The 26151-nt window shown below is 27.4% G+C and carries 28 protein-coding genes and 1 pseudogene; 28 read left to right on the top strand and 1 reads right to left on the bottom strand.

The annotated features are described in order from the left end of the window. Positions 1-13: 13 nt before the first annotated feature. The 18 genes and pseudogenes from IC174_RS13765 (at position 14) to IC174_RS13680 (ending at position 13643) form a co-directional block, all read left to right on the top strand. A complete protein-coding gene (locus IC174_RS13765; RefSeq protein WP_227483160.1) occupies positions 14-343 on the top strand; it encodes a hypothetical protein in 330 nt (109 codons plus the stop codon). A gap of 28 nt (positions 344-371) precedes the next feature. Continuing rightward, positions 372-548, top strand: coding sequence for a hypothetical protein (locus IC174_RS13760; RefSeq protein WP_227483159.1), 177 nt, complete (start codon positions 372-374; stop codon positions 546-548). A gap of 72 nt (positions 549-620) precedes the next feature. Next, positions 621-1022 (top strand): phage holin family protein, encoded by a 402-nt coding sequence (locus IC174_RS13755; protein ID WP_227483158.1) that lies wholly within the window; start codon positions 621-623, stop codon positions 1020-1022. A gap of 1 nt (position 1023) precedes the next feature. Then, entirely contained in the window at positions 1024-1833 is an 810-nt protein-coding gene (locus IC174_RS13750; RefSeq protein ID WP_227483157.1) for an N-acetylmuramoyl-L-alanine amidase, read from the top strand. Between the two features lie 75 nt (positions 1834-1908). Continuing rightward, entirely contained in the window at positions 1909-2655 is a 747-nt protein-coding gene (locus IC174_RS13745; protein WP_227483156.1) for a site-specific DNA-methyltransferase, read from the top strand. Between the two features lie 172 nt (positions 2656-2827). Next, a pseudogene (locus IC174_RS13740) lies at positions 2828-3586 on the top strand (ABC transporter ATP-binding protein); the annotation flags it as partial. Next, entirely contained in the window at positions 3583-4266 is a 684-nt protein-coding gene (locus IC174_RS13735; RefSeq protein WP_227483155.1) for an ABC transporter permease, read from the top strand. The pseudogene IC174_RS13740 and the gene IC174_RS13735, both read left to right, overlap by 4 nt. Next, positions 4263-4979: an ABC transporter permease gene (locus IC174_RS13730; protein ID WP_227483154.1), complete on the top strand. Its 717-nt coding sequence runs from the start codon at positions 4263-4265 to the stop codon at positions 4977-4979. The genes IC174_RS13735 and IC174_RS13730 overlap by 4 nt, the downstream gene beginning before the upstream one ends. Before the next feature lie 96 nt (positions 4980-5075). Next, positions 5076-5330: a helix-turn-helix transcriptional regulator gene (locus IC174_RS13725; RefSeq protein ID WP_227483153.1), complete on the top strand. Its 255-nt coding sequence runs from the start codon at positions 5076-5078 to the stop codon at positions 5328-5330. Next, the gene (def, locus tag IC174_RS13720; RefSeq protein WP_227435871.1) at positions 5311-5766 is read left to right on the top strand and encodes a peptide deformylase; all 456 of its coding nucleotides are present in this window, start codon (positions 5311-5313) and stop codon (positions 5764-5766) included. The genes IC174_RS13725 and def overlap by 20 nt, the downstream gene beginning before the upstream one ends. A gap of 51 nt (positions 5767-5817) precedes the next feature. Then, the gene (locus IC174_RS13715) at positions 5818-6279 is read left to right on the top strand and encodes a pyrimidine dimer DNA glycosylase/endonuclease V (RefSeq protein ID WP_227435873.1); all 462 of its coding nucleotides are present in this window, start codon (positions 5818-5820) and stop codon (positions 6277-6279) included. Between the two features lie 49 nt (positions 6280-6328). Beyond that, the gene (locus tag IC174_RS13710; RefSeq protein WP_227483152.1) at positions 6329-7231 is read left to right on the top strand and encodes a radical SAM protein; all 903 of its coding nucleotides are present in this window, start codon (positions 6329-6331) and stop codon (positions 7229-7231) included. A gap of 351 nt (positions 7232-7582) precedes the next feature. Further along, positions 7583-8413, top strand: a complete 831-nt coding sequence (locus IC174_RS13705) for a class I SAM-dependent methyltransferase (protein WP_227483151.1) — start codon at positions 7583-7585, stop codon at positions 8411-8413. A gap of 244 nt (positions 8414-8657) precedes the next feature. Further along, positions 8658-9884: an RtcB family protein gene (locus IC174_RS13700; RefSeq protein ID WP_227483150.1), complete on the top strand. Its 1227-nt coding sequence runs from the start codon at positions 8658-8660 to the stop codon at positions 9882-9884. Positions 9885-10123: 239 nt separating this feature from the next. After that, complete coding sequence (locus IC174_RS13695; RefSeq protein ID WP_227435888.1) at positions 10124-10579, top strand: MarR family winged helix-turn-helix transcriptional regulator; 456 nt, start codon at positions 10124-10126, stop codon at positions 10577-10579. A gap of 106 nt (positions 10580-10685) precedes the next feature. After that, the gene (locus IC174_RS13690) at positions 10686-12029 is read left to right on the top strand and encodes an MATE family efflux transporter (protein WP_227483149.1); all 1344 of its coding nucleotides are present in this window, start codon (positions 10686-10688) and stop codon (positions 12027-12029) included. A 216-nt stretch (positions 12030-12245) separates the two neighbouring features. Continuing rightward, positions 12246-13028: a PhzF family phenazine biosynthesis protein gene (locus IC174_RS13685; RefSeq protein ID WP_227483148.1), complete on the top strand. Its 783-nt coding sequence runs from the start codon at positions 12246-12248 to the stop codon at positions 13026-13028. Positions 13029-13223: 195 nt separating this feature from the next. Then, a complete protein-coding gene (locus IC174_RS13680) occupies positions 13224-13643 on the top strand; it encodes a YjdF family protein (RefSeq protein ID WP_227483147.1) in 420 nt (139 codons plus the stop codon). 110 nt (positions 13644-13753) lie between these two features. Here the strand turns inward: IC174_RS13680 and IC174_RS13675 are convergent, their stop codons facing one another. After that, positions 13754-14017, bottom strand: coding sequence for a DUF1294 domain-containing protein (locus tag IC174_RS13675; protein ID WP_255604585.1), 264 nt, complete (start codon positions 14015-14017; stop codon positions 13754-13756). Between the two features lie 239 nt (positions 14018-14256). On the opposite strand from IC174_RS13675, the gene IC174_RS13670 reads away from it, so the two are divergent. From IC174_RS13670 to IC174_RS13625, 10 genes are all read left to right on the top strand, one after another. Then, complete coding sequence (locus IC174_RS13670) at positions 14257-14958, top strand: B3/4 domain-containing protein (protein ID WP_227435897.1); 702 nt, start codon at positions 14257-14259, stop codon at positions 14956-14958. Between the two features lie 82 nt (positions 14959-15040). Continuing rightward, positions 15041-15649, top strand: coding sequence for an NUDIX hydrolase (locus IC174_RS13665; RefSeq protein ID WP_227483146.1), 609 nt, complete (start codon positions 15041-15043; stop codon positions 15647-15649). 464 nt (positions 15650-16113) lie between these two features. Further along, positions 16114-17130, top strand: coding sequence for a type I glyceraldehyde-3-phosphate dehydrogenase (gene gap / locus IC174_RS13660; protein ID WP_227483145.1), 1017 nt, complete (start codon positions 16114-16116; stop codon positions 17128-17130). Between the two features lie 381 nt (positions 17131-17511). Next, positions 17512-18681: a hypothetical protein gene (locus tag IC174_RS13655; RefSeq protein ID WP_227483144.1), complete on the top strand. Its 1170-nt coding sequence runs from the start codon at positions 17512-17514 to the stop codon at positions 18679-18681. A 387-nt stretch (positions 18682-19068) separates the two neighbouring features. Next, a complete protein-coding gene (locus IC174_RS13650) occupies positions 19069-23325 on the top strand; it encodes a 2-hydroxyacyl-CoA dehydratase (RefSeq protein ID WP_227483143.1) in 4257 nt (1418 codons plus the stop codon). A 142-nt stretch (positions 23326-23467) separates the two neighbouring features. Further along, positions 23468-23962, top strand: coding sequence for a methylated-DNA--[protein]-cysteine S-methyltransferase (locus IC174_RS13645; RefSeq protein ID WP_227483142.1), 495 nt, complete (start codon positions 23468-23470; stop codon positions 23960-23962). Between the two features lie 86 nt (positions 23963-24048). Then, positions 24049-24426: a C-GCAxxG-C-C family (seleno)protein gene (locus tag IC174_RS13640; RefSeq protein WP_227435923.1), complete on the top strand. Its 378-nt coding sequence runs from the start codon at positions 24049-24051 to the stop codon at positions 24424-24426. A 327-nt stretch (positions 24427-24753) separates the two neighbouring features. After that, positions 24754-25194 carry a SufBD protein gene (locus IC174_RS13635; RefSeq protein WP_227435925.1) on the top strand — a complete coding sequence of 147 codons (441 nt, stop codon included), beginning with the start codon at positions 24754-24756 and terminating at the stop codon, positions 25192-25194. A gap of 92 nt (positions 25195-25286) precedes the next feature. Continuing rightward, on the top strand, positions 25287-25619 hold the full coding sequence (locus tag IC174_RS13630; RefSeq protein ID WP_227483262.1) for a helix-turn-helix domain-containing protein: 333 nt from the start codon (positions 25287-25289) through the stop codon (positions 25617-25619). Further along, on the top strand, positions 25594-25791 hold the full coding sequence (locus tag IC174_RS13625; protein WP_227483141.1) for a GyrI-like domain-containing protein: 198 nt from the start codon (positions 25594-25596) through the stop codon (positions 25789-25791). Before IC174_RS13630 ends, IC174_RS13625 begins: the two co-directional genes overlap by 26 nt. The last annotated feature ends 360 nt before the right edge of the window (positions 25792-26151 follow it).

Here is a 26151-nt window from a genome sequence, read left to right as displayed (position 1 = left end):
AAGGAATCGAGGTATGTTAAACCTAGAAAAAAAGAAAGAATTTTTAATAGAATATGGGTTTGAAAATGATTTAAATAATATAGATAATTATTTTGTTACAGAAGATAAACAATTATTTACTCCAGTAATAGAAAATGGAGGGCTAATTAAGACAGGAGAAGAAGTCTACAATGGATGGTTGGAATTACAAAAGAATCCACCTAAATCAGAACTACCAATTGAAGAAATAAATGCAAATAAAATTACAACTTTAATAGAAAATCAAAAGCAGCAGGATAATTTACTAATAGATAATGCTTATAGAATAGCTATGTTGGAACTTAACACAAACAATGTGTTATAAAAAATATATAAGACTAGGAGGTAGTAACATGTATAATATTTTAAAAAGAATGATTGAACAAAAAAATTATGAAACTAAAGAAGAGTTACAAACTAAGCTAGATGTATTCTATGCAATGAATAGAATAAAAGAAAGTGAATACACAGAGTTAACAAATTTATTAATTAAAGAAGAAACACCAGTAGAACCAAGTGAAATAGTATAGGTTCTTTTTTTATGTGTATGTTTATTAATTAGTTATTTAAAATTTAATAATAAAAAGAGAGGAAAGAAAAAAATGAATATTTATGATGGAAAATTAAACACTATTACAGCACTGATAGGAACGTATTTTACGTGGTTATTTGGAACTTGGGAGGAAGTACTGGCTATCCTATTAACTCTTATGCTAATAGACTATCTGTTTGGAGTGATTAAAGGGTTTGTGCTTAAGAAACTTTCTAGTAGTGTAGGATTCAAAGGAATTGCAAAAAAAAGTGGAATACTTGTAATTGTGGCAGTAGCAGCATTATTAGACAGACTAATAAATAATGGAGACTGGATATTTAAGACATTAGTTTGTTATTTTTACATAGCAAATGAAGCATTAAGTATAACAGAAAATTGTGCAGCAATAGGTTTGCCAGTACCAGCTAGAATAAAAGAAGCACTAGAACAACTTAGAAAGGGGAATAAATAAGATGAAAATAGGTGTAAATTGTGGACATACAAAGGCAGGGGCAGGAAGTGGAGCAGTAGGAATAATAAACGAATCTGTAGAGACAAGAAATGTAGGATATAAAGTAATAGATAAATTAAAAGCTTTAGGTAACAATGTAGTCGATTGTACTATAGATAAAGCGTCTACTCAATCAGAATGTTTATCTAAGATAACAGCACAGGCAAATAGACAAGACCTTGACTGGTTTATAAGCATTCACTTTAATGCTGGAAAAGGGAGAGGGTGCGAAGTTTACACATATAAAGGTAAACAGTATCAAGATGCTATAGACGTTTGCAAAAAAATATCTGCTCTAGGATTTACAAATAGAGGGGTAAAAGATGGAAGTGGCTTATATGTAGTAAAGAAAACAAAAGCTAAAAGTATGTTAATAGAAGTATGCTTTGTTGATACAGAAGATGCAAATAAATATTTAAATTTAGGAGCTGATAAGTTAGCTAATGCAATTGTAGAAGCTATAACTAAACATGTAAGTTCAGCAGAAGAAAACAATTACAATAGATATAAACACACAATTGTTTATGCTGGAGATGATAAAGTAGCAGCAGATTTATTGGGGTTATATTACAAGAGAGAAAAAGAAAGTTATCTAGTCACAGACATAGAAAATTATAAACCACATCGAACACAAAATTTATATGTTGTTGGTGGTGGAGCTAGTAAAAAAATGGTGGAAATAGCTAAAAATACAGGTGAAAAGTTTACACAAATATACGATATTGATGTTTGGGAAACAATTAAAAAAGCATTGCTATTTATAAAAAAGTAAGATATTAAGCATAACAATAAATACTATATCCAGATTCAACTCGAATATAATACATAATATTAGGAGGGTTACAATATGTTAGACATACAAAAATATCAGCTTTTCAATGGGGAATGTATTGAGGTAATGGAAACTATAAAAGACAAATCAATAGACTTAATTTTATGCGACCTTCCTTATGGAATGACTAATTGCAAATGGGATAGTATTATAAACTTAGAAGAGATGTGGAAACAATATAATAGAATAATAAAAAATAATGGAGCTATGGTTTTATTTTCAGCTCAACCATTTACAACTAAATTAATTGCATCTAATTTAAAAAATTATAAATATAGTTGGTACTGGATTAAAAATACAAAAACAGGATTTGCATTTTGTAAATATCAGCCTTTACGATGTGTAGAGGATATAAATGTTTTTTATAAAAATGCACCATTATACACTCCTCAAGGTCTGAAAAAATTAGATAAACCAATTAAAAAAATAAGAAAAGATGGAGAACGAGAGAATATATATCGTGGTGGATTAACTGGCAAAGAATATATACAAGAATACACAAATTATCCTAGTAACACATTATATTTTAATAAAGAAACTAATTGTATTCATCCAACTCAAAAACCAATTAACCTATTAGAATATTTAATAAAAACATATACTAAAGAAGAAAATGTTGTACTAGATAATTGTTTTGGAAGTGGTGCGACTGGTGTTGCATGTGCAAATACTAAAAGAAAGTTTATAGGTATAGAGCTAGACAATAGTTATTTTAAACAAGGTAAAAATAGAATAGAAAGAGCATACAAAGACAATTTATAAATAAAAAAAGAAGGTGATAGTTAAAAGCTATTGCCTTCTTTTTTATGCTTAAATTTATAATTAAGATGCTAAGGGTTAGCTATATAAAAGTATCGAAGAAAGTTTCTAAGTGTCTTAAAAACGATTTTAAAAGGTTGTTTTCTAGTAATTTTTTTGTACTAATATATTATTACCATCTGGAGCAGGTAAATCAACATTACAAAAAATTCTAATTGGTATGATAACCAATTATGAAGGAAGTGTATTTGTAAATGGAATAGAAAGCAAAAAACATTCAAATAAATTTTATGAGAATATAGGCGTTGATTTTGAATTTCCTAGTTTATATGAAAAATTAACTGCAATAGAAAATTTAAAATACTTTGGATCTTTATATTCTAAAAAATTATTACCAATTGATGAACTACTAAAATCAGTAGGATTAGAAAGTGAAGCAAATAAAAAAATATCAGAATATTCAAAGGGTATGAAATCAAGACTAAATTTTATAAAAGCTTTATTACATAATCCAGATATATTGTTTTTAGATGAACCAACAAGTGGACTTGACCCATCAAATAGTAAGATTATGAAAAATATGATTTTGTCAGAAAAATCTAAAGGTAAAACTATTATTTTAACAACTCATAATATGTTGGATGCAACAGAACTTTGTGATAGGGTAGCATTCATTGTAAATGGGAAAATATCTGCATTAGATACACCACATAATCTTATTATGTCAAAAGGTGCTGTTAAAATTAGATATACATATTTTGATAATGAAGATTTTGATAATGAAGAAAAAACTTCTGAATGTTTTTTAAATGATACTAGTAATGACAAAAAATTAAATATGCTTATTAAGGAAAATAAGCTCTTATCAATACATAGCAGTGAACCGACATTAAATGATATTTTTATTGAGATAACAGGGAGGAATTTACAATGAGATTAAAAAATCTTATCTTAGGAGATGTAAAGTTTCAATTTAAATATGGATTTTATTTTTTATATGTTACTTTAAGTATTGTATATATTTGTTTGCTTAATGCCTTTCCACCATTATTGAGAGAAAAGGTAGCTATAATTATGATTTATTCTGACCCAGCGGCAATGGGACTATTTTTTATGGGAGCAATTGTACTTCTTGAGAAGAGTCAAAGAGTTTTAAATTCCCTAGCTGTATCTCCCATAAAAATATCAGAATATATTTTATCAAAGGTGATTTCATTGTCAATAATATCTAGTATTGTATCTATGGTAATTGCAATTACAGCAAATTTAAATAATATTTTGATAGTAATTATGGGAACTTTCTTTGCATCCATAATATTTTCATTACTTGGGCTTATACTTGCAAGTAGAGCATCAAGTTTAAATCAATTTATTGTTTTAACTATTCCTATTGAGATTGTCTGCTTTGTGCCACCAATAATTAATGTATTGATGGATTTAAGTGTATTCACCAACTTGTATCCTTTTAATATATGTATTTCTCTTATTAGTGGAGATAAAAATTCTTTAGTAACTAATATATTAATTTTAATATTGATGACTATAATAGTTTACTTTATAACATATTATTTTGTTTGTAGTATTTGGAAAAAGGTAGGTGGTATAAAGTTATGATAAAAATTATTAATGCTTTTAGACAAGAATTTGAGCAAATAAAAGGTGATGCTATGCTTTTTGTAGTATGTATTTCTCCAATATTATGTGGAGGACTTATAAAATTTGGAATACCATTAATTCAAAATATATTAATTGATAGTTCTTATTATAAATTAACTTTAGAACCATATTTTTTAGTATTTGACTTGCTTTTAGCTTTTATAACACCTTTTATGTTCTTTTTTGCTTCTACTATGGTTATGTTAGGAGAAATTGATGATAATATTTCAAAGTATTTGATAATCACTCCTATTGGAAAAAGTGGTTATCTTATTTCAAGACTTGGAATACCAGCTATATTAGCCTTTGCCATTACAGTAATTTTATTATTAACTTTTTCGATAACTAAAATTTCTTTTTTATTAAATTTGGCAATTTCTTTAGTATCTTTGACTCAGGGAATTATTATATCAATATTAATAATTTCTTTATCATCAAATAAATTAGAAGGTATGGCACTTACAAAGTTATCAGGACTTTTTATGTTAGGTATTACAGCACCATTTTTTATTTTAAATAAAATACAATATATTTTACTTTTCTTACCATCATTTTGGTTAGCAAAGGCATTTAAAGATAGTAACTACATATATATTTTTATCTCATTTATTGTATCATTAATTTGGATTGTTTTATTACTTAAAAAATTCAATAAAAAAATATCTAGTTAAATAGATTATCAAAATAAATGTAAGGTTGACTTGACATAAAAATTAGAAAATGTTACAGTTTAAATGTAAGGTTAACATTACATGAATGGAGTATATATGAAAAATAAAATCAAGGTATTAAGAGAAAAATTGGGGTTAACACAAGAACAACTAGGAGAATTAGTTGGAACATCTAGGCAGGCTATAAATGCTATAGAGACTGGAAAAAATGAACCTTCAATATGGTTAGCATATGATATTTCAAGAGTTTTTAATGAACCAATAGAAAGTATATTTTTATTTGAACAAAGTGAGAGAAAATCAAGAGCTCAGATAAGTAGGGGGGAATATTATGGCTCTAAGAGAGATTAGAACTTTTGACGATGAAATTTTAAGAAAAAAGAGTAAGAATGTAGAAAAAGTAGATAATAAGATAAGAGACCTATTAAATGATATGGCAGAAACCATGTACAATACACCAAATGGTGGGGGTTTAGCTGGATGCCAAGTGGGAATATTAAAACGTTTAGTTGTTATAGATTTAGGAGAGGGACTTATTAAACTTGTCAATCCTGAAATTATTAAAGAAGAAGGAGAGCAAATTGTTGTTGAAGGTTGTTTAAGTTTTCCTGATGTATGGGGAAAATTAAAAAGACCTAAAAAAGTTACAGTTCAAGCTTTAAATGAGAATGGTGAGAAAATAATAATTAAAGGTTCAGGACTTATGGCAAAATGTCTTTGTCATGAGATAGACCATTTGGATGGCATAGTTTTTACAGATAAAATTATTGAACGTGTAAAACTATAAGGTAATTTAAGTACTAAATTTAGATAATATTTTATAGTGAGGAGTTAGATTATGAGATTATGGCATAAAGATTTGATTGATGTATTACCAAAAAATCAATTAGTAAGTCAATGGAGAGAACTATTCGCTATAAAAGGTTCTATAGAGAAAAAAGGTACTCCAAATCATCTATTAGTAAATAAAGTATTAAATTATAGTATTGATGAATTTAAGTTTTATGCTAAAGTTGTACATGATGAAATGGTAAAAAGGGCTTATAGACCTAATGAAACTAAGTTTATAGAAATGCTAAAATGGAACAATAACAATTTCTCAATGGATGTATCTGTAGTATATAATCTAAATTTAGAAAATTTATATAGAGATTGGCATAATGAAATATATTTAAAGCAATGTCTATATAATTTAGAAGAAAAAGCAGTGTGTGGAGGAATATCCATGAATGAATGGGATATATTACTTTGTAAATACGGTGATGACTATGAATTATGGCATGGTAATAACTTACTTTAATTACTATAATTTAATATTATGATATTATTAGATGTAAAGAGGTGATTGTTTGTATAATAAAGTAAAATATATTCCAATAAATTGTGAAACTGCTTGCAATAAACTAAAAAGAAGTATTCCATATAAATGGGATTTAAATATTTATCGTGGATGTGAACATGCATGTAAATATTGTTATGCTATCTATTCACATAAGTATATTAATTCTAATAATTATTTTGAAGATATCTATGTAAAAACAAATATAGTAGAAATGCTTGAGAAACAATTGAGTAGCAATAAGTGGAAGCGAGAAGTAATTAATATAGGTGGAGTGACAGATAGTTATCAACCTATAGAAGCTGAGTATAAAATTATGCCAGAAATATTGAATCTATTAATCAAATATAAAACCCCAGCAATTATTTCTACAAAATCGGATTTAATTTTAAGAGATTATGATTTGGTTGATAAATTATCTAGAATTACATATATTAACATAGCATCTACAATTACGACTGTAGATGAAAAGACACAAAAGCTCATTGAGCCAAATGGAGTAGATTCAATGAGAAGATTTGAAATGTTAAAAGAATTTAGAAAAACTAACGCTTCAGTTGGTCTTCATATTATGCCAATCATACCTTATATTACAGATAATTTTGATAACATAAATTCATTATTTAGATATGCAAAAGAAAGTAATGTACACTATGTGCTACCTGGAACTCTGTATTTAAGAGGTATAACTAGAGGTGTTTTTTTTGAATTCATTAAAAAAGAATTTCCTGATTTATTTGATAAATTATCAGTATTGTACAGTACAGGTTCAGCTAATAAAGAGTATAAAAACCAACTTTATAAAATGGTCAATCAACTTAGAAATAAGTATTCTTTATCAAGTAGTTATGACAAAGTAATGAAAGAAAAATTAAAACATTCAAGCGATATTCAGTTGTCTTTTTTTGATTAATTTTAGATACAATAGTGTACTTTTTAATTTAATATTATAAATTATTTAAACTGAAATTTATTGACAAATAGAGATAGTAAGTATACAATACATCTATAAAATAAAAATATGAAAGGATGATGTTGTTCGGGGTACTTGATATCATAAAATCGTTGATGTAAGTATTGCTGGAAAAGAGTAAATAAAATCAAATTTAATAAGTAAACAAAATAAAGCGATAGTTTTATTGTTGTGCTTAAAAATATTTGATTCTATTTTACTCTTATTTAAACTCATCTTTTTGAAGTTAAACCACAGAGTAAAATCTGTGGTTTTTTTATTTTATAAATAAATTTTAAGGAGTGGTATGTTTTGTTAAACAAATTATGCATGTATTTAGAAAAACCAGAACTTTATAAGGAAAGTAAAGTTAATTTTTGGGATGATGAATATATCTCAAAACAGTTATTAAAAGCACATTTAGATGTTGATTTTGAAGGAGCAAGTAGAAGTCTAGACTTTATTAATGATTCTGTAGATTGGATAGTTAAAGTTGCATCTCCAGATAAGTATCCAAATTTAATCGATTTAGGATGTGGTCCAGGATTATACTCAGAAAGATTTGCACAGAAAGGTTATAAAGTAACTGGAATTGATTTTTCAAAACGTTCTATTAATTATGCACAAAGTAGAAATGAAAAGAAAAATCTAAATATAACATATTTATTTCAAAGTTATTTAAATATGAATTACAGTGAAGAATTTGATATAGCTACTTTAATTTATTGTGATTATGGAGCTTTATCAACTAAAAACAGAAGTCTATTGATGGAGAATATTTACAAGAGTTTAAAACCTGGAGGAAAGTTGATATTAGATGTATTTACAATAAATAAATACGATGATTTTAAAGAAGTTAAAACATGGGAAATAAATGAAAATGGAGGATTTTGGAGTAGTGAAAGATATATGTGTATACAAGATAATTGCAAATATAGTGATTACAATACATTAGAACAAACTCTTGTTATAACAGAAGGAAGTGAAAATGTATTTTATATTTGGAATAAATACTTTTCAAAAGAGAGTTTTTTTAGAGAAATTAAAGATATTGGCTTTAAATCTATTGAAATTTTTAATAATGTCAAAGGTGAAGCATATTCTGATGATAGTATGACTATGGGATTGGTTTTACAAAAATAGTAAAAAAATAATGAATATATTTAAATGAATAAAAATTTGAAATCTACAATGATATCACATAAGAAAAGTATATATATTGAAAGATGGACATTTTTATGTTATTTTTAATACATTATAAATTTGATTATATAAAAATAAAAGCAATATTTTTGTTATTATTTTTTATATAAAATTTATTTGAATATATTTTTTTAACAGAATATGATATTAAAATTAATATATAGTTTAGAAGGATGTGGTATTAGTGCTAGAGATTCAAGGAAAATACAATAAAGCAAAAATATTTACAGATAATGTAGATAGTACAACAATAAGTCAAATAATAGAATTATGTAATCAGGAATTTACAACAAAATCTAAGATAAGAATAATGCCAGATTGTCATGCAGGTTCTGGCTGTGTAATAGGTACTGTAATGACAATACAAGATAAAATAGTCCCAAATCTTGTTGGAGTAGATATAGGGTGTGGGGTTATATGTGTAAATCTGGGTAAAGTTGATTTGAATTTGAAACAGATAGATGATTTTATAAGAAAAAAAATACCTCATGGATTTAATATAAATAAATATAGTAAAGCAAACTATAAAAAAGAGATAGAATCATTATATTGTATAAAAGGTATAGGAAAAGCTACAGAGGAATATAATCGAGCTATTGGAAGCCTTGGAGGGGGAAATCATTTTATTGAGTTAAATGAAGATAGTGAAAAAAATAAATATTTAATAATACACTCTGGTAGTAGAAATCTTGGCAATAGGGTAGCAAAATACTACCAAAAAAAAGCTTATGATTACTATGTCAGAATTAGCAATAGCTTTGATGAAGACAGTAAAAGACTTGTTGAGCAGTACAAAAAGGAAAATAGAGAAGAAGAAATTCAGGATGCATTGATAACGCTTAAAGAAGAACATAATTTTACCCCTAAAATACCAAAAGATTTATGCTATTTAGAAGGAAAATTGATGGAAGATTATCTTCATGATATGGATATTATACAAAAATATGCTGAACTAAACAGAAATACAATGGCTAAAAGAATAATTGAAGAATGTATAGGTCTTAAGTTCAATGATTTAGACCATTTTCAAACTATACATAATTATATAGAAATTGAAAACAGAATACTAAGAAAAGGAGCTATAGCATCATATGAAGGAAGAAAGTTATTGATTCCTATAAATATGAGAGATGGTGTTATCTTGGGAGTAGGAAAAGGAAATTTAGATTGGGTTAATTCTGCACCTCATGGAGCAGGACGTATACTTTCAAGAGGAGAAGCCAAAAGAAGTATAAATATGAAAGATTATGAAGATTCTATGAAAAATGTATTTACAACGAGTGTAAATATTAAAACCATTGATGAAGCACCTCAAGCGTATAAGCCAATTGATGAGATTGTAGAAAATATAAGAGAAACAGTTGACATAATTAATATATTGAAACCAATTTATAATTTTAAGTCAAATTAACAATTTGGAAGATTAAGATAATATAGTAATCTTAATCTATATAAAAAATAAAATTTATAAAAAAGGAGTACAAAAAATAGTACTCCTTTTTTATATGGAGGTTCAGAAATAAGGATTCATTCAATTATGAAAATAAATCCTTGGATATTTCTTAAAGAGAAACTTGACAATTGATAAGTAAAGATATAATATGTATAGTAACTAAACAGTAATGAAACTAAACAAATAGAGGTGAAAGTATGAGAGATTATTCTAAACTAATTACATTGATGGAACGTATTATTCACAAATACAATCAGTGGGAAGATAAAAAGCGAACTTATGGAACAGAGATTCTATTATCAAAATCAGAAATTCATACAATATCAGCTGTTGGTGATAATCCTGGAATAAACATTACATCTCTTGCAGATGTTTTGGGTATTACAAAAGGAGCAGCTTCTCAGATGATTTATAAACTAGTAGATAAAGGAACTGTAGTAAAAAAAGTATCTCCTGATTCTGATACAGAAGTAGTTTTGAGCCTTACAGATGATGGAATGAAAAATTATAAAGCTCATCAAGAATATCATAAGCAAACTAATGATGAATCACTAAAACTGTTAGATGATATGCCAGAGCCTTTTTATGAGTATATGTTGAGTTATTTTTCTGCTTTTGAAGAAAGTATTGATAAAAAATTAGAAGAAAAGTAATAGCTGTGTGTGAAAAAATTGCTATCGTAGAGGGTAGCAATTATTTTTGAAAATATGTTTAGTAACTATACTGTATTGAAACAAAACATTTGAAAGGATGATTGATATGAATGGAAATCAAAAAAGAATCTATCTTTTAGAAAAAGAAGATGTAAGGAAATCACTGTTAAAATTAGGAATGCCTACTATGATGGGGATGATAGTATCAGCATTATATAATATTGTTGATGCTTTCTTTGTAGGTCGTTTGGGGACACTGCAAACTGCTGCAGTATCCTTAGTATATCCATTAACTATGGTTGGTACTGGAATAGGATTGCTTTTTGGAAGTGGTGCAGGTTCTTATATTTCAAGGCTTCTTGGTAAAAAAGAATATGAGGAAGTAAAGGCTTGTAGTAGTATAGCTTTCTTTTCAGGTATATTTTTAATCACTGTTTTGGTTACAATTATGCTATTATTTTTTAATCCTCTTATGAATATTTTAGGGGCAACAGATAGCACACTTTATTATGTAAGAGAATATGGTTTGATATATATTTTGGGGCTTATATTCAATGTTTTAAATATAATGATGAATAATATGATAGTTGCAGAAGGGAGTTCTTCATTTAGTATGACTGCTATGTTGCTTGGTGGATTAACAAACTTCATATTAGACCCAGTTTTAATATTTGGATGTCATATGGGAGTTTCTGGTGCAGCTATTGCAACATTAATTTCACAACTTGTCTCTACCTCATTTTATGGATTTTATATTTTAAAAGGGCATACATTTTTGAAAATTTCTTTTAGTTATTTTAAAATCAAGCGTACTATTTACACAGAGATTTTCAAAATCGGTCTACCAGTTTGCTTCTTCCAATTTTTGACTGGTGGGGCAGTGAGTTTAACTAATATTGTTGCTAAACCATTTGGAGAAGCTGCTATTGCAGCTATGGGAATTGTTAATCGCCTTATGTCTTTGGAATCAAATGCTTTATATGGTTTTTTAAAAGGTTATTCTCCTCTGATTGGATATAACTATGGTGCAGGAAAAATAGATAGAGTTGAAAGAGCTACTAAGACAGCAATATATTGGAGTACTGTTGTAAATGTATTGTTTGGAACTTTGTGCATTTTATTTTCAAAGCAATTTATTTATATATTTAATCAAGAATCAGTTAAAGTATTGGAAATTGGAAGAACTGCTTTAATTGTTGATGCTATTTCATTTATGACATTAGGGGTTCAAATTGTCATAGGAAATTACTTTTTAGCAATTGGAAAGGCAAAACAAGGTGGTATGCTAAGTATATGTCGTCAAGGTTTGCTGTTCATTCCATTTCTGTTGATCTTCACAAATTTATGGGGGATGAAAGGTCTTATTGCAACTAAATTGGTAGCAGATGTATGTGCAACAATTATTACTGTCATAATGTGGTTTAAAGAAAAGTCACTACAATTAGTATAGAAGAGATTTATAGAAGAGATTTTATCAGAAAAGAAAATATTATTGAAATATTGATAAAGAAGTATTCTAGTTTTGTATTTCAATAAATACTTGTCGAGAGTAAGATATTGAATTATATAAATTCATAAGAAATAGTAATTTGTTTTGATTATTTAAATATGGGATAATATAATATGAATGTATTCCTAACTTTAAATTAGAAAGAAGGTGTGAATAATGAAATATTATGTAGTTGATTCATTTACAAATAGATTATTTAAAGGAAATCCTGCTGGTGTTTGTGTTCTTGAAAAGAGGTTATCACTAGAATTAATGCAGAAAATAGCAACAGAGAATAATCTTCCAGAAACAGCTTTTGTAGTTAAAAATAATGGAAATTATGACTTACGATGGTTTACACCTAAAGAAGAAATTGATTTATGTGGTCATGCAACTTTAGCTGCAGCTTATGTTATATCCAATTTTATTGATATAGATATTAAGAAAATTTGTTTTTTTACTCAAAGTGGAACTCTTGAAGTTACACGAAATGGGAATCTATATGAAATGATATTTCCAAACAGAGAACCTATTGAAATTGAATTATCAGTACAACAACGTAGTTTACTGGGTTGTACACCAGTGGCTATCTACTCTTCAAGAGATTTAATATTGTTACTAAGTAATGAACAAGAAGTTATAGACTATACACCTAATTATCAAGATTTACGTAAATTAACAGGTTGGCTAGGTGTTATAATTACATCACAAGGAACTGATACAGATTTTGTATCTCGATATTTTTGTCCAGAATTAGACTCAGAAGATTCTGTTACAGGTTCATCTCATTGTAGTCTTATACCATATTGGGCTGAAAAGTTGGGAAAAGATAAAATGATAGCATCACAACTTTCTAATCGTGGTGGCATTATTCAGTGTGAATTATTAAAAGATAATGATGTAAAAATTTCTGGAGAAGCAGCTTTGTTTATGCATGGAGAAATAATGGATAATATTTAAAGTTGTTAATAGCAATAGTAAGGAAGATAAATTTATATCAACATTGACAAATTAAAATAAAAAAGTTAATATTTAACTGATGAAGATAAAAACACAGTCTGGTTGGTAGTCCAGACGCAGCAATTGCTGTCAGTAACCTGCCTCCTTGGTTGTCCATTCTTTAGAAATAAAGCAAATAAATAGGAGGAACTAGCAATGGATAATGTTAGTGGAAAATTAACAGTCTTATTTGAAGAACCGTTTTGGATAGGTATATTCGAAAGACAAGATGGTAAAAAATATGAGGTGTGTAGGGTAGTTTTTGGAGCAGAACCTAAGGATGTAGAAGTATATGAATTCATACTTGAAAAGTTCTTTTCATTAAATTTTGGAAGTATCAAATTGGATAAAAATGTATCTAAAGACAACATTGGATACAAAAGGATGCAGAGAAAAGTAAAAAAAGAACAGTCTAAAGAAACTATAGGAACTAAAGCGCAAAATGCTCTTAAGCTTCAACATGAAGAAAGAAAACAAGATAAAAAAATACTAGCTAAGTCTAGAAAAGAAGAAGAAAAAGAAAGACTTTTTACTTTGAAACAAGAAAAAAGAAAAGCCAAACATAAAGGTCATTAATTTAATTGGTTAGATTTTTATGAATTGCTAGATAAGAGGTGTATAAAATTAAAAAATTTATACACCTTAAATTATTAATAAAAATAGAATTATTATATTTAAAAATCACTTTAAAGCATATAAAAATAGAATAATAACAATTGTAGTAATATTATAAATGGTATCCCAAGTGTAAATTTAATATGCTTAGTTTTATGTCTAAAAGAATACATTCCAATGATAGAACCGATGCTACCTCCAATTATTGCTATGGCAAGAAGGGTAGTTTCTTTTATTCTCCATTTATTTTTTATTGCTTTTTTCTTATCAATATACATTGAAGATAAACCAATAATATTAATAATTATAAAATATATAGAAATCAAATTTTTCACAATATTACCTCCATAAGACGTATAATAAAAATATATTATACATTATAAAGCAAGAATATTTTTTTTAAAAGCTTAATCTATAATTACTATATATAAAATATTTCATAAGAACTAATATTGTATTAATTGGAAAATTTAAAAAAATTAAACAATTGCTAAAATAGGGGGTATATTTATAAGACATAAAGTGATAAAATTTACTTAGAAAATAATGTAAAATAACAGGAGGACAAGGCAAAATGAAATTCATAGTAGAAAAAGAAGTATTTGATAAATTAGAAAATGTATGTTTTGGTGTAGTAGTTGCAAAAGGAATAGACAATACTAAAGAAATTGAAAGAATAAATAATCTTTTAGATATAAGCATAGACAGAGTAGAAGAGTACTTTAAAGATAAAAAGGTAAAAGAAGCAGAAGAAATTATACCGTATAGAGAAGCATTTAGAAGTTTAGGGATGAATCCAAATAAATTTATGAGTTCGATAGAAGCAATGACAACAAGAGTTGCTAAAAATAAAAAGCTTCCACATATAAATCCTATTGTAGACTTAGGAAACTCTATTTCTTTAAAATATCTACTTCCAATGGGTGCACATGATATGGATTTTAGAGATGATGATGTATTTGTTAGATTTTCAAAAAAAGGGGATAAATTTATTCCGTTTGGAGAAACTGAAGTTGAGTTGATGGAAGAAGGAGAATTAATTTATTCTGTTGGAGATATGGTAAAAACTAGAAGATGGATATGGAGACAAGGTGAAGAAGGAAAAATTACAAGTAGTTCAAAAAATATATTTTTCCCTATAGATGGTTTTACTAATGCAAATTTAGATCAAGTAATGAGTGCAAGAGAAGAGTTAGCAAAATTATTAAAAGAAATATTTGATTGTGAAATTAAAGTAGGGTTCATAGATAAAGATAACTTAGAAATGGAGATATAAGAAACTGTATCCAATACTTATTTTAAAGTATTATGTCTATAATTACTTAAGGATATTTAAATAAAGAGAGGTCGTAGTAAATTTGAAAAAAACTATAATAAAGAATATAAATCCATTGGTTGAAAGTAAGTTTATGGGACTTTTTGAAATTGAGTATAAAAATAAGCTAGATGAAGATAAGATATGGATGGTAGCATCAAGAAAAAGCAGTGAACAACTAAAAAGTATTTATCTTGAAAATAAAGAAGATAGTGCAGATGCAGTTGCAATAGTAGGTCTTCATAAAAGTAGTAAAAAATTAATTTTAATAAAACAATTTAGAGTACCCATTAATGGATATATATACGAATTGCCAGCAGGTCTTATCGATAAGGGTGAATCTATAGATATTTCTGTTGAAAGAGAACTTAGAGAAGAAACTGGGCTTACTCTTTTAGAAATTCAAAAAAATAAGAGTAATGAGAAAGTATATCTATCTCCTGGTATGAGTGATGAATCGATTGCATTTGTTTACTGTATATGCGATGGTAATATAACTGATGAATTCTTAGAACCAGATGAAGATATTGAAGCTATTTTAGTTTCACAAGATGAAGCAAAAGAAATTTTACAGAGTAATCATAAGATAGATACAAAAGCATTTTTAATTTTACAAATGTTTGTAAGTTTAGGAACTAAATTATTTGAATAATTATACAAAAAAGAGATTGTATTATGTAAGTGAGTAAAGTATAAAAATTTATTTTATTCATATAATGATATAATCTCTTTTTTGTTTTATTTTTTAAGATGTAAAGTAATCAATACAAAAATTTAAGGGTTATTTTTAGGTAATCTTTAGATGTTTTTGTATTGAGAGATAATCTTTTAATACATATTGTATTTTCAAATATAGATATAGTTTAAAAATTCAAAAAAATGGTGGTGAAATATGTCCCAAGGGACATTGGGTAAAATACATCCCTCCAGCCTCTTTATATTAAAAAGTATATACTAAATAAGGGTTAAAAGAGATAAAAATGATACACTAATTGTCTTTTGACAATAAAAAAACACAGAATTTAATTATTTAATCTAGAAAAAGTATTGAACAAATGAATTATTTAGTGTACAATAATCATGTAAAAACATAGTAATGGAGGGAGACATTTCATAATGAAAATTAAGGTAGCAATGAACGGATTTGGAAGAATAGGAAGAGCTGTGTTGAGAATAGCTCAAGAAGAATTAGGAGATAATATAGAAATTGTAGCCATAAATGCAAGAGCAACAACAGAGTCTTTGGCACATTTATTTACATATGATTCATGTTACGGAACTTTTAGAGGTGAGGTAGAAGCAAAGGATGAAGATACACTAATAGTAAACTCTAAAGAAATAAAAATACTGAGATACAATGACCCGGAAGAATTACCATGGAAAGAGTTAGGGGTTGATATAGTTATAGAATCAACAGGATTATTTACACAAAGAGAAAAGGCAGAAAAACACATTAAAGCAGGTGCAAAAAAAGTAATAATAACAGCTCCAGGAAAAAATGAAGATATAACTATAGTTGTTGGAGTTAATGAAGAACAATATGATAATGAAAAGCATAATATAATCTCAAATGCATCTTGTACTACAAATTGCCTAGCACCATTTGCTAAAGTATTGGACGAAAAATTTGGTATAGTAAAAGGTTTAATGACTACTGTACATTCATATACTAACGATCAAAGAATATTAGATAAGAGCCACAAAGACCTGAGAAGAGCGAGAGCAGCGGCTGAATCTATAATACCTACCACTACAGGAGCAGCAAAAGCTGTGTCAAGAGTATTACCACAATTAGAAGGAAAATTAAATGGTTTTTCACTTAGAGTGCCAACACCAACAGTTTCACTTGTTGATTTAGTATGTGAACTTAAAGAAAACGTTACAGTTGAGCAAGTGAATTCTGTATTAAAAGAAGCTGCTGAAGGAGAATTAAAGGGTGTTTTAGGATACTGTGACAAACCACTTGTTTCTATAGATTATAGAGGCGATTCAAGATCATCTATCATAGATGCTCTGTCCACAATGGTTATAGAGGATAATATGGTCAAAGTAGTTTCATGGTATGACAATGAATGGGGATATTCCTCAAGAACTGTTGATTTAGTAAAATATATAGCTGAAAAATTAAAATAATACATAACTAAAAAAAAATTTTTGAAAAAAATTTATAAAAATAGAAAAAAAGATTATGAAAAATATTGAAGGAAAAAATTTTTCATAATCTTTTTTGATTAATATAAAAGTTATAAGTTACAACTTGTTATTAGATATTAGGTCGTTAGAGGAGGTTATATCTATTTAGTAAGAAATTGTATCATTTTATATATGAAAGATAATATGTCGAAAACTTGCAGAAATCTGAAAAATTTTTATTATTGGAATACTGGTTTTCATTTTATTTATGATAAAAAAATGACAAATAAAGTTGCAAAGAGTAATATTTATAAGTATAATTAAAAAAGAGAAAAGGTTTTGTTAAGCTTTACAACAAAAGAAAAGAAGGGATGATTCAAAATGGAGAAGTTAACAGACAGGAGACAGGTTAAGGCAGTAAGCATGGAGACATTCGTTTTCATAATATTACTAATAGTTGGATTTGGCTATGTTGGTAGTATTATGGGCGCAGGAATGATGTTTAAAGTAATAATGAGTACAGCACATGCTTTACTATTAGAGACAGTTTTCTTAATTATGGCTATGGCAGTTCTTGCAGGCGCATTAAGCGCACTACTTTCAGAGTTTGGAGTAATAGCATTAATTAATAAAATTTTCGCTATATTTATGAAGCCTTTATACGGATTACCTGGTGCTAGTATAGCAGGGGCTATAACAACTTATTTATCAGATAATCCAGCTATTATACCTTTTGCTAAAGATAAAACATTCACACAGTATTTTAAACAATATCAAGTTCCAGCACTATGTAATTTAGGAACAGCTTTTGGTATGGGACTTATCTTAACAACGTTTATGATATCTCAAGGTACAGAATATGTATTGCCAGCATTGATTGGTAACTTAGGTGCAGTAATAGGTAGTGTTGTAAGTGTTAGAATAATGTTGACATTTACTAAGAAGTTCTATAACTATAATCCAGAAGAAGATAAAGCAGCAGGAACATTAGAGAAAAAAGCTGAATTTAGAGAAATAAGAGAAGGAAATGTGTTCCAAAGAGGCCTAGATGCTATTCTTGAAGGTGGTAAGATGGGTGTAGATATGGGAATGGCTATAATCCCTGGTGTCCTAGTAGTATGTACATTAGTTATGCTATTAACTTTTGGACCATCTACAGACCCTGCTACAGGTCAAGAGGTTTATACAGGAGCTGCATATGAAGGAATAAAATTACTTCCAGTTCTTGGGGATAAGCTTGGATTTATATTAGAGCCATTATTTGGATTTACATCACCAGAAGCAATAGCATTCCCTATAACTTCATTAGGAGCTGTTGGAGCAGCAATGTCTTTAGTTCCAGAATTTATAAAATCAGGAGCTATAACTCCTAATGATATAGCAGTATTTACAGCAATGGGTATGTGTTGGAGTGGATATTTAAGTACACATATTGGTATGATGGATGCATTAAATGCTAGACAATTAGCTGGAAAAGCAATTCTTTCTCATACAATAGGTGGTTTATGTGCAGGAGCAGCAGCTCACTTTATATTTATGCTCGTATCATAAATATGATAAATAGAAGTAATTAAAATAAAAATAATATACAAAAAAATGGTTGTCTATATGCAATAAGGAATTGTGTACTGACAACCATTTTTTTTGAATGAAGATATTTTATAATATATGAACATTAAATTGGTATTAGAGTTAAGTTATATTTATGTAAAAAGTAACAAAAATCTGTAGAAATTTATGACAAAATTTAGTACACTAACTATATGTTCTTATTTAAAATTTAAAGGTATTATTAGAAATTACCTAGTAGAGTAAGCTTGATTAATAAAAGAATCATAAAATAAAAATATTAATCATAAAAATTATAAAATAACTTACTTAAAATAAAGCCATAGAACTTACAAAAATTAAAAAAGCATATAAGTATGGAGGGGTACAATGGATGAATTATTTCATATAGGAATTGATGTAGGTTCTACAACAGTAAAGGTTGTGGTACTTAATAATAACAATATAGTTCATAAAGAATATAAAAGACATTATTCTGATGTGAAGAAATCAGTTAAAGAAGTACTAAATGGAATATACGAAAAATTGGGAGATATAAATGCAACCATTATAATAACTGGTTCAGGAGGAATTGGAATCTCAAAAAAACTTGGGGTAAAATTTGTCCAAGAAGTTATATCTAGTACAAAATCAATAGAATATTTCCATCCGGAAACTGATGTTGTTATAGAACTTGGAGGAGAAGATGCAAAAATAACCTATTTAAGTGGAGGAATAGATCAAAGAATGAATGGTATATGTGCAGGTGGCACTGGAGCATTCATAGACCAAATGGCTTCCCTTTTAAAGACAGATGCTAGTGGTTTAAATGAATTAGCTAAAGGCTACAATGTTATTTACCCAATAGCCTCAAGATGTGGTGTTTTTGCTAAAACAGATATTCAACCTCTTATAAATGATGGAGCTAAGCAGACTGATATAGCAATGAGTATTTTTAATGCAGTTGTCGTACAAACAGTGAGTGTTCTTTCTTGTGGAAGAAAAATAGAAGGCAATGTTGCATTTTTAGGTGGACCATTGTATTTTTTATCTGAACTTAGAGAAGCTTTTAAAAGAGTACTAAATTTAAAAGATGAAAATGTAATTTTCCCAGAAGATGCACAGCTTTATATTGCTATTGGAGCAGGATTATTATCAGTAGATGAAGATAGTATAAAACTTAAATCTCTAATAGAAAAACTAGACAATATAAAAAATATTGAAGATGGAGAAGTAAATTTATTAGAACCTTTATTCAAAGATAAAAACGAGTATGAAGAATTTTTAAGAAGACATGAAAAAGAAAAAATAGATTATGTAGATATAAATTCAATTAAGAAAAATTGTTATCTAGGAATTGATGCAGGTTCTACTACTACTAAGGCTGCGCTTATTGATGAAGATGGGAATCTAGTATATTCTTACTATAATAGTAATGAAGGGAATCCACTAAAAACAACAATCAAGGTCATAAATGAAATATATGATATATTACCAAAAGACGTTAAAATCTTAAGTTCAACTGTAACTGGATATGGAGAGGGACTTATTAAAAAAGCATTAAAAATAGATAATGGAGAAATAGAGACTATAGCACATTATAAAGCTGCTAAATTTTTTAATAAAGATGTAGACTTTATACTTGATATTGGTGGTCAAGATATGAAGTGTTTAAAAATAAAAGAGGGTGTAATTGATAATATAATATTAAATGAAGCTTGTTCATCAGGTTGTGGTTCATTTTTAGAGACATTTGCAAGTTCTTTATCTATGACAATCGAAGAATTTGCACATGAAGGTATCTATTCTCAAAGCCCTGTCGATTTAGGTTCAAGATGTACTGTGTTTATGAATTCGAGAGTAAAACAATCTCAAAAAGAAGGGGCAAGTGTTGGAGATATATCAGCAGGCTTATCTTATTCTGTAATAAAGAATGCTTTATTTAAAGTAATAAAAATCAGAGATTTAAATGAGATTGGAAATAATATTGTTGTACAAGGTGGAACATTTTATAATGATTTAGTACTTAGAAGTTTTGAAAGGTTAATTGGCAAAAATGTAATTAGACCTAATATTTCTGGAATTATGGGTGCTTTTGGTTCAGCTCTTATAGCTAGAGAGAAGTATGAAAGTGGATATCAAACATCTTTATTATCTAAAGAAGAATTGAATAGTATAAAATTAGAATCAAGTGTAATTAGATGTAAAGGATGCTCAAATCATTGTCTTCTTACAATAAACAAATTTTCTGATAATGAAATTTTTATTTCAGGAAACAGATGTGAGAAGGGAGAAGCCATTTATGGCGATAAAAAGATAGGTTTAGAAAAGAAAAACCCCATAAATCTATTTAAGTATAAATATGATAGGATTTTTAAATACAAACCATTAGAAAAAGATAAAGCAAAAAAAGGAGAGATAGGAATACCAAGAGTATTAAATATGTATGAAGATTATCCATTTTGGTTTACATTTTTCAATGATATGGGATTTAGAGTTGTACTTTCAGATAGGTCATCAAAACAATTATATGAAACTGGTATAACTAGCATTGCTTCTGAAACAGTGTGTTATCCTGGGAAATTAGTTCATGGTCATATAGAAAATTTAATTTCAAAAGGAATAAAGAATATATTTTATCCTAGTGTAACCAATGAAAATAAAGAAGATTTAAGTGCAGATAATTATTATAATTGTCCCGTTGTAATATCCTATTCTGAAGTAATAAAAAATAATGTGGAAAATATAAGAAACAAAAATATAAATTACATAAATCCATTTATAAGTCTAAATGATAAGGAAAAGTTGAAAAAGAGACTTCATGAGGAATTATCAAGACGTTTTAATGGTATAAATATAACTAAGGAAGAAATTAATCATGCAGTTGATAAAGCGACTGATGAACAAAATTCATTTAAGATGGAGATGCAAGCAGCAGGTGAAAGAGCACTTAAGGAGATAAAAGAGAGAAACTTAAAGGGAATTGTATTATGTGGTAGACCATATCATATAGATCCAGAAATAAATCATGGAATGCCAGAGCTTATAAATTCTTTAGATATGGCAGTACTTACTGAAGATTCTATATGTCACTTAGCAAATATGCAAAGACCACTTAGAGTTGTAGACCAATGGGTCTATCATTCAAGATTATACAAAGCAGCTAGTTTTGTAAGAGATAAAAATTATTTAGAATTGGTTCAACTTAATTCATTTGGGTGTGGTTTGGATGCAGTAACTACAGACCAAGTTCAAGAAATACTTAATGAAAAATCTAAAATATATACTATTATAAAAATTGACGAAGGTAATAATTTGGGAGCTGCAAAGATAAGAATGAGGTCTTTAAAAGCAGCTATGTTTGAGAGAGAAAGTAAAAATATAGATGTAAAAAATATGAAAGTAGATAGAATACAGTATGCAAAGAATAATCAAATAACGAACAAACATACTATATTAGCACCACAAATGTCACCTATACATTTTCAATTCCTTGAAGAAGCTGTAAATCTGAGTGGATATAAGATAGAAATTTTAAAAGATACAGATAGTAGTGTTATTGAGGAAGGTTTGAGGTATGTAAATAATGATGCTTGTTATCCAGCTATAATAGTAGTAGGTCAATTAATAACAGCATTAAAGTCTGGAAAATATGATTTAAATAATACATCTGTTGCAATAACTCAAACTGGTGGCGGTTGTAGAGCTACAAATTATATTGGATTTTTAAGAAAAGCTATGTATGATGCAGGGTTTAAAGATGTTCCAGTTATTGCACTTAGTGTAAATGGAATAGAAGATAGTGGGATAATGGATAATGTATCTCTAAAATTAATCAATAGACTTTTTATGTCTGTTGTATATGGAGATTTATTGATGAAAGTACTATATAGAGTGAGACCATATGAGAAAGTTATTGGAAGTACAAATACTCTATATGAAAAATGGGTTGATATATGTAAAAAATCTCTAGTCAAAGCTAAAATTTCTGTATTTACTAAAAACATAAAAGAGATAGTAAATGAGTTTGATAACCTAGAGATATTAGATATTAAAAAACCTAAAGTAGGTTTAGTTGGAGAAATATTAGTTAAATTTCATCCAATTGCAAACAATAATCTAGTGAATATATTAGAGCGAGAAGGTGCTGAAGCAGTTGTACCAGACCTTACAAATTTCTTTTTAAGTTGTGCGTTTAATACTATTTATAAACACACTCATTTAGAAGGAAGTAGAAAAAGTAGAATGATAGGAGAAGCCTTTATATACATAACAAGTATATACCAAAGAGTATATAAAAAAGCACTTGATAAAAGTAAAAGATTTTACGCTCCAGGAAATATAAAAACAGTTGCGAAAAATACAGAACCAGTAGTATCATTAGGAAATCAAACTGGAGAAGGATGGCTTTTAACAGGTGAGATGGTTGAATTGTTGAATGAAGGTGTGGAAAATATCATTTGTATGCAACCTTTTGGATGTTTACCTAATCATATAATTGGTAAAGGTTCTATAAAAGAATTAAAAAGATTATATAAGAATGCAAATATAATTCCTATTGATTATGACCCTTCTGCAAGCGAGGTGAATCAGCTTAACAGGATAAAACTTATGCTTTCTAAAGCTTTTAAAAATATAGAAGATTAATGTTTCACATATTGAAAATTTATAGCTATCTAAATAAATTACTATTGTATAACAATTATAAAAAGAGTTACTCTATTTTTTAGGGTAACTCTTTATTACTTGAAAAATTATATGTATACTAATATAAAAGGGGGGACGTTATATGAATTTAGTATATGATGTTTATGAGTCTAAAATAGGAAATTTGTACATATTGAGTGAAGATGGTTTTGTAGTTAGTTTAGATATAGGAGATGAAAAATTTAATAATTTAAAAGAAGAATATATTAAAAAAGGAACAGATATAAAAAGAAGTGAAGAAGATTTAAAAGAGGCAATAAATCAGATAGATGATTATTTTAATGGAAAAAGAAAAACATTTGATTTGAAAATACGTGTTGATGGTACTGAATTTCAAAAGTCTGTCTATGAAGAAATGTTAAAAATACCTTATGGAAAAACACTCTCATACTCAGAAATAGCAAAAAATATAAATAATCCAAAGTCTGTTAGAGCAATTGGACAAGCAAGTAAAAGCAACAAAATTCCAATAATAATACCTTGTCACAGAGTTGTTGGTAAAAATAATATTGGTGGATATATGGGGAATCATTCTGACTTAAAAAAAATACTATTAGATTTAGAAGAAAATAGTTAAAATGGTTAAAAGTGATTTTTTTGTTAATATTTGATATAATTATGTTAGAAGAGATTTTTAATTTACATTGATAAGGGGGAGTTTTAATGTGCAATAAAGTTATAGCATCAAAATACCATGAAAAAGGGTTTAATTGTGCAGAGTCAGTTATAAAAGCATATAATGAAGAGTTTAATACAGATATACCAGTTTGTTTGGGTAGTGGATTAGGTTCAGGTTGTGGAGTTGCTAGTTTATGTGGTGCAGTAAATGCCTCAAATATAATAATTGGATATGTAAGAGGTAGAAACCATGAGGGTGAAAGCACTAAAGCTAAAGCATATGCTAAAGATTTGACAACAACAGTAAGAAATGAGTATGGTTCAGAGTTATGTATAGACTTAAAGAAAGATTTAGTTGCTTGTAGAGAGATAATGGATTTTGCATATGATACTTTAAAAGAAACTTTAAAAAAGGAACTATAATAAATATAAGTTATATAATATATTTATTAAGTCTATTTATTATATAACTTATTAGTTACAAATAAAACGCAATGAACTTTAAAAGAATATTAGATTTTTATATTATGAAGACGCTCAGAAAGGAGCGTCTTTTTACTAGTATAATTTAGAAAAAAATTATATTACTTATTAACAGAATTTAAATGACAATTGAGTATTAACATGCATTGATGTAAATCAGATTGATTAACAGATAATATTTATATAGGTATCGCAATTATTTCTATTTATTTTTTGTTATGTTATACTCAGCTTAAATAAATATTTGTTACAAAGGAGATGAAAATATTGGAAAATATTGATTTACTTATTAAAGAATTATGTTCAAAAAATCATACTGAAGCATATAAAACTTTTTTATTTCTAGAAAATGAAAGTAAAAAATCAAACATTACATACTGTTTTTTTGATTATTTTCTAGAAATGATTAATAATGAAAGTTCATATATTCGTACAAGAGGATTGTTGTTAATAGTTGCAAATGCTAAGTGGGATACTGATAATAAAATTGAAATGAATATAGATAGTATACTAAGTCACATTGTGGATAAAAAGCCTTCTGTATCGAGAAATTTTATTCAGTCATTACCTAATATCATAAAGTATAAGAAACAACTTATTCATCGTATAAGAGCGGAATTAAGTAATGCAGATATAAATATTTATAATGATAATATGAAGTCATTAGTAGAAAAGGACATAAGAAATACATTATCTAACCTTGAGTAATGATATATTATCCAAATTTTACGGGTTGCCATCATTATTAGTGATTAATTTTTTTTGACAATAGCAAGAAATGTGAAAATAGCTAAGACAGAATTAGGTACAATCATACTAGAAGGTTACTAATTTTTACAGATAAGTCAATTATGGAAATTTCACTATTTGCTGGATATGAAACACAACAATCATTTACAATTGGATTTAAGGCTATGTTTAAATGTAGCCCACAATCATTTAGAAAAAAAGGAGATTTTCATCCTGTACAATTAAAGTTTAGTGTTGATGGAAAAGAAACTTTGAGAGGTGATAGAATAATGGAAGTTAAAATGGTTGAAAATGACAAAATTCTTTTAGTAGGCTATAAAGGAAATACACGACTAGGTTTTTCTGTTATAGGTGAATGTGCAAAATATAGTTTTTACCTTTAAAGCAAAGAGAGAAGATAGCTTACAACTTGTTGTAGATTATGCTTATAAAGAATGGTTACCTCAGTCAACATGCCAGTTAAATGAAAATGCTAAATATGATTTTGCGAGATATGGAGAATTAGTTGATAAGGATGGTAAAAGTTTGATTGAATTTTGGGTTCCAATTTTATGAGTGCCATAATATTTTGAATATATAGACTAAATAAACGTAGTAAAAATCGTTGTAATGAGTAAAAGCTTTATATGTTAAAAGAAAATATACATAATCTAATGGTAGTTTTGAAATAACAAATTAAAGCTACCATTTTTATTTTGAAAAATCATTTAATGAAATAGATTCAGTTTATTAAATATATTATTTATAAGATTATAATAATATATTGTTAAAGAAAATATTTAATAAATTAAATGTTTTCTTTGACAATGTACATATATGAATGATAATATCTAAATGAATAAAAGCTATGGTAATAAAATGATTTCTTAAAATCTATTTTAGGTATTATTAATAAATAAAAAATTATAAAATACA

The organism is Clostridioides sp. ES-S-0001-03, from assembly GCF_020676075.1.
GTDB lineage: Bacteria > Bacillota > Clostridia > Peptostreptococcales > Peptostreptococcaceae > Clostridioides.
Note: the sequence above shows the minus strand (reverse complement) of the source record. Positions and strands in the feature narration are given on the sequence as shown.

Excerpts from the sequence above, each read along its gene's own strand:
- IC174_RS13760 (WP_227483159.1), top strand. The coding sequence starts at position 372 with ATGTATAATATTTTAAAAAGAATGATTGAACAAAAAAATTATGAAACT.
- IC174_RS13695 (WP_227435888.1), top strand. The coding sequence starts at position 10,124 with ATGAGAGATTATTCTAAACTAATTACATTGATGGAACGTATTATTCAC.
- IC174_RS13715 (WP_227435873.1), top strand. The coding sequence starts at position 5,818 with ATGAGATTATGGCATAAAGATTTGATTGATGTATTACCAAAAAATCAA.
- IC174_RS13750 (WP_227483157.1), top strand. The coding sequence starts at position 1,024 with ATGAAAATAGGTGTAAATTGTGGACATACAAAGGCAGGGGCAGGAAGT.
- IC174_RS13645 (WP_227483142.1), top strand. The coding sequence starts at position 23,468 with ATGAATTTAGTATATGATGTTTATGAGTCTAAAATAGGAAATTTGTAC.
- gap (WP_227483145.1), top strand. The coding sequence starts at position 16,114 with ATGAAAATTAAGGTAGCAATGAACGGATTTGGAAGAATAGGAAGAGCT.
- IC174_RS13765 (WP_227483160.1), top strand. The coding sequence starts at position 14 with ATGTTAAACCTAGAAAAAAAGAAAGAATTTTTAATAGAATATGGGTTT.
- IC174_RS13735 (WP_227483155.1), top strand. The coding sequence starts at position 3,583 with ATGAGATTAAAAAATCTTATCTTAGGAGATGTAAAGTTTCAATTTAAA.
- IC174_RS13680 (WP_227483147.1), top strand. The coding sequence starts at position 13,224 with ATGGATAATGTTAGTGGAAAATTAACAGTCTTATTTGAAGAACCGTTT.
- IC174_RS13730 (WP_227483154.1), top strand. The coding sequence starts at position 4,263 with ATGATAAAAATTATTAATGCTTTTAGACAAGAATTTGAGCAAATAAAA.
- IC174_RS13655 (WP_227483144.1), top strand. The coding sequence starts at position 17,512 with ATGGAGAAGTTAACAGACAGGAGACAGGTTAAGGCAGTAAGCATGGAG.
- IC174_RS13725 (WP_227483153.1), top strand. The coding sequence starts at position 5,076 with ATGAAAAATAAAATCAAGGTATTAAGAGAAAAATTGGGGTTAACACAA.
- IC174_RS13755 (WP_227483158.1), top strand. The coding sequence starts at position 621 with ATGAATATTTATGATGGAAAATTAAACACTATTACAGCACTGATAGGA.
- IC174_RS13685 (WP_227483148.1), top strand. The coding sequence starts at position 12,246 with ATGAAATATTATGTAGTTGATTCATTTACAAATAGATTATTTAAAGGA.
- IC174_RS13745 (WP_227483156.1), top strand. The coding sequence starts at position 1,909 with ATGTTAGACATACAAAAATATCAGCTTTTCAATGGGGAATGTATTGAG.
- IC174_RS13690 (WP_227483149.1), top strand. The coding sequence starts at position 10,686 with ATGAATGGAAATCAAAAAAGAATCTATCTTTTAGAAAAAGAAGATGTA.
- IC174_RS13670 (WP_227435897.1), top strand. The coding sequence starts at position 14,257 with ATGAAATTCATAGTAGAAAAAGAAGTATTTGATAAATTAGAAAATGTA.
- IC174_RS13650 (WP_227483143.1), top strand. The coding sequence starts at position 19,069 with ATGGATGAATTATTTCATATAGGAATTGATGTAGGTTCTACAACAGTA.
- def (WP_227435871.1), top strand. The coding sequence starts at position 5,311 with ATGGCTCTAAGAGAGATTAGAACTTTTGACGATGAAATTTTAAGAAAA.
- IC174_RS13640 (WP_227435923.1), top strand. The coding sequence starts at position 24,049 with ATGTGCAATAAAGTTATAGCATCAAAATACCATGAAAAAGGGTTTAAT.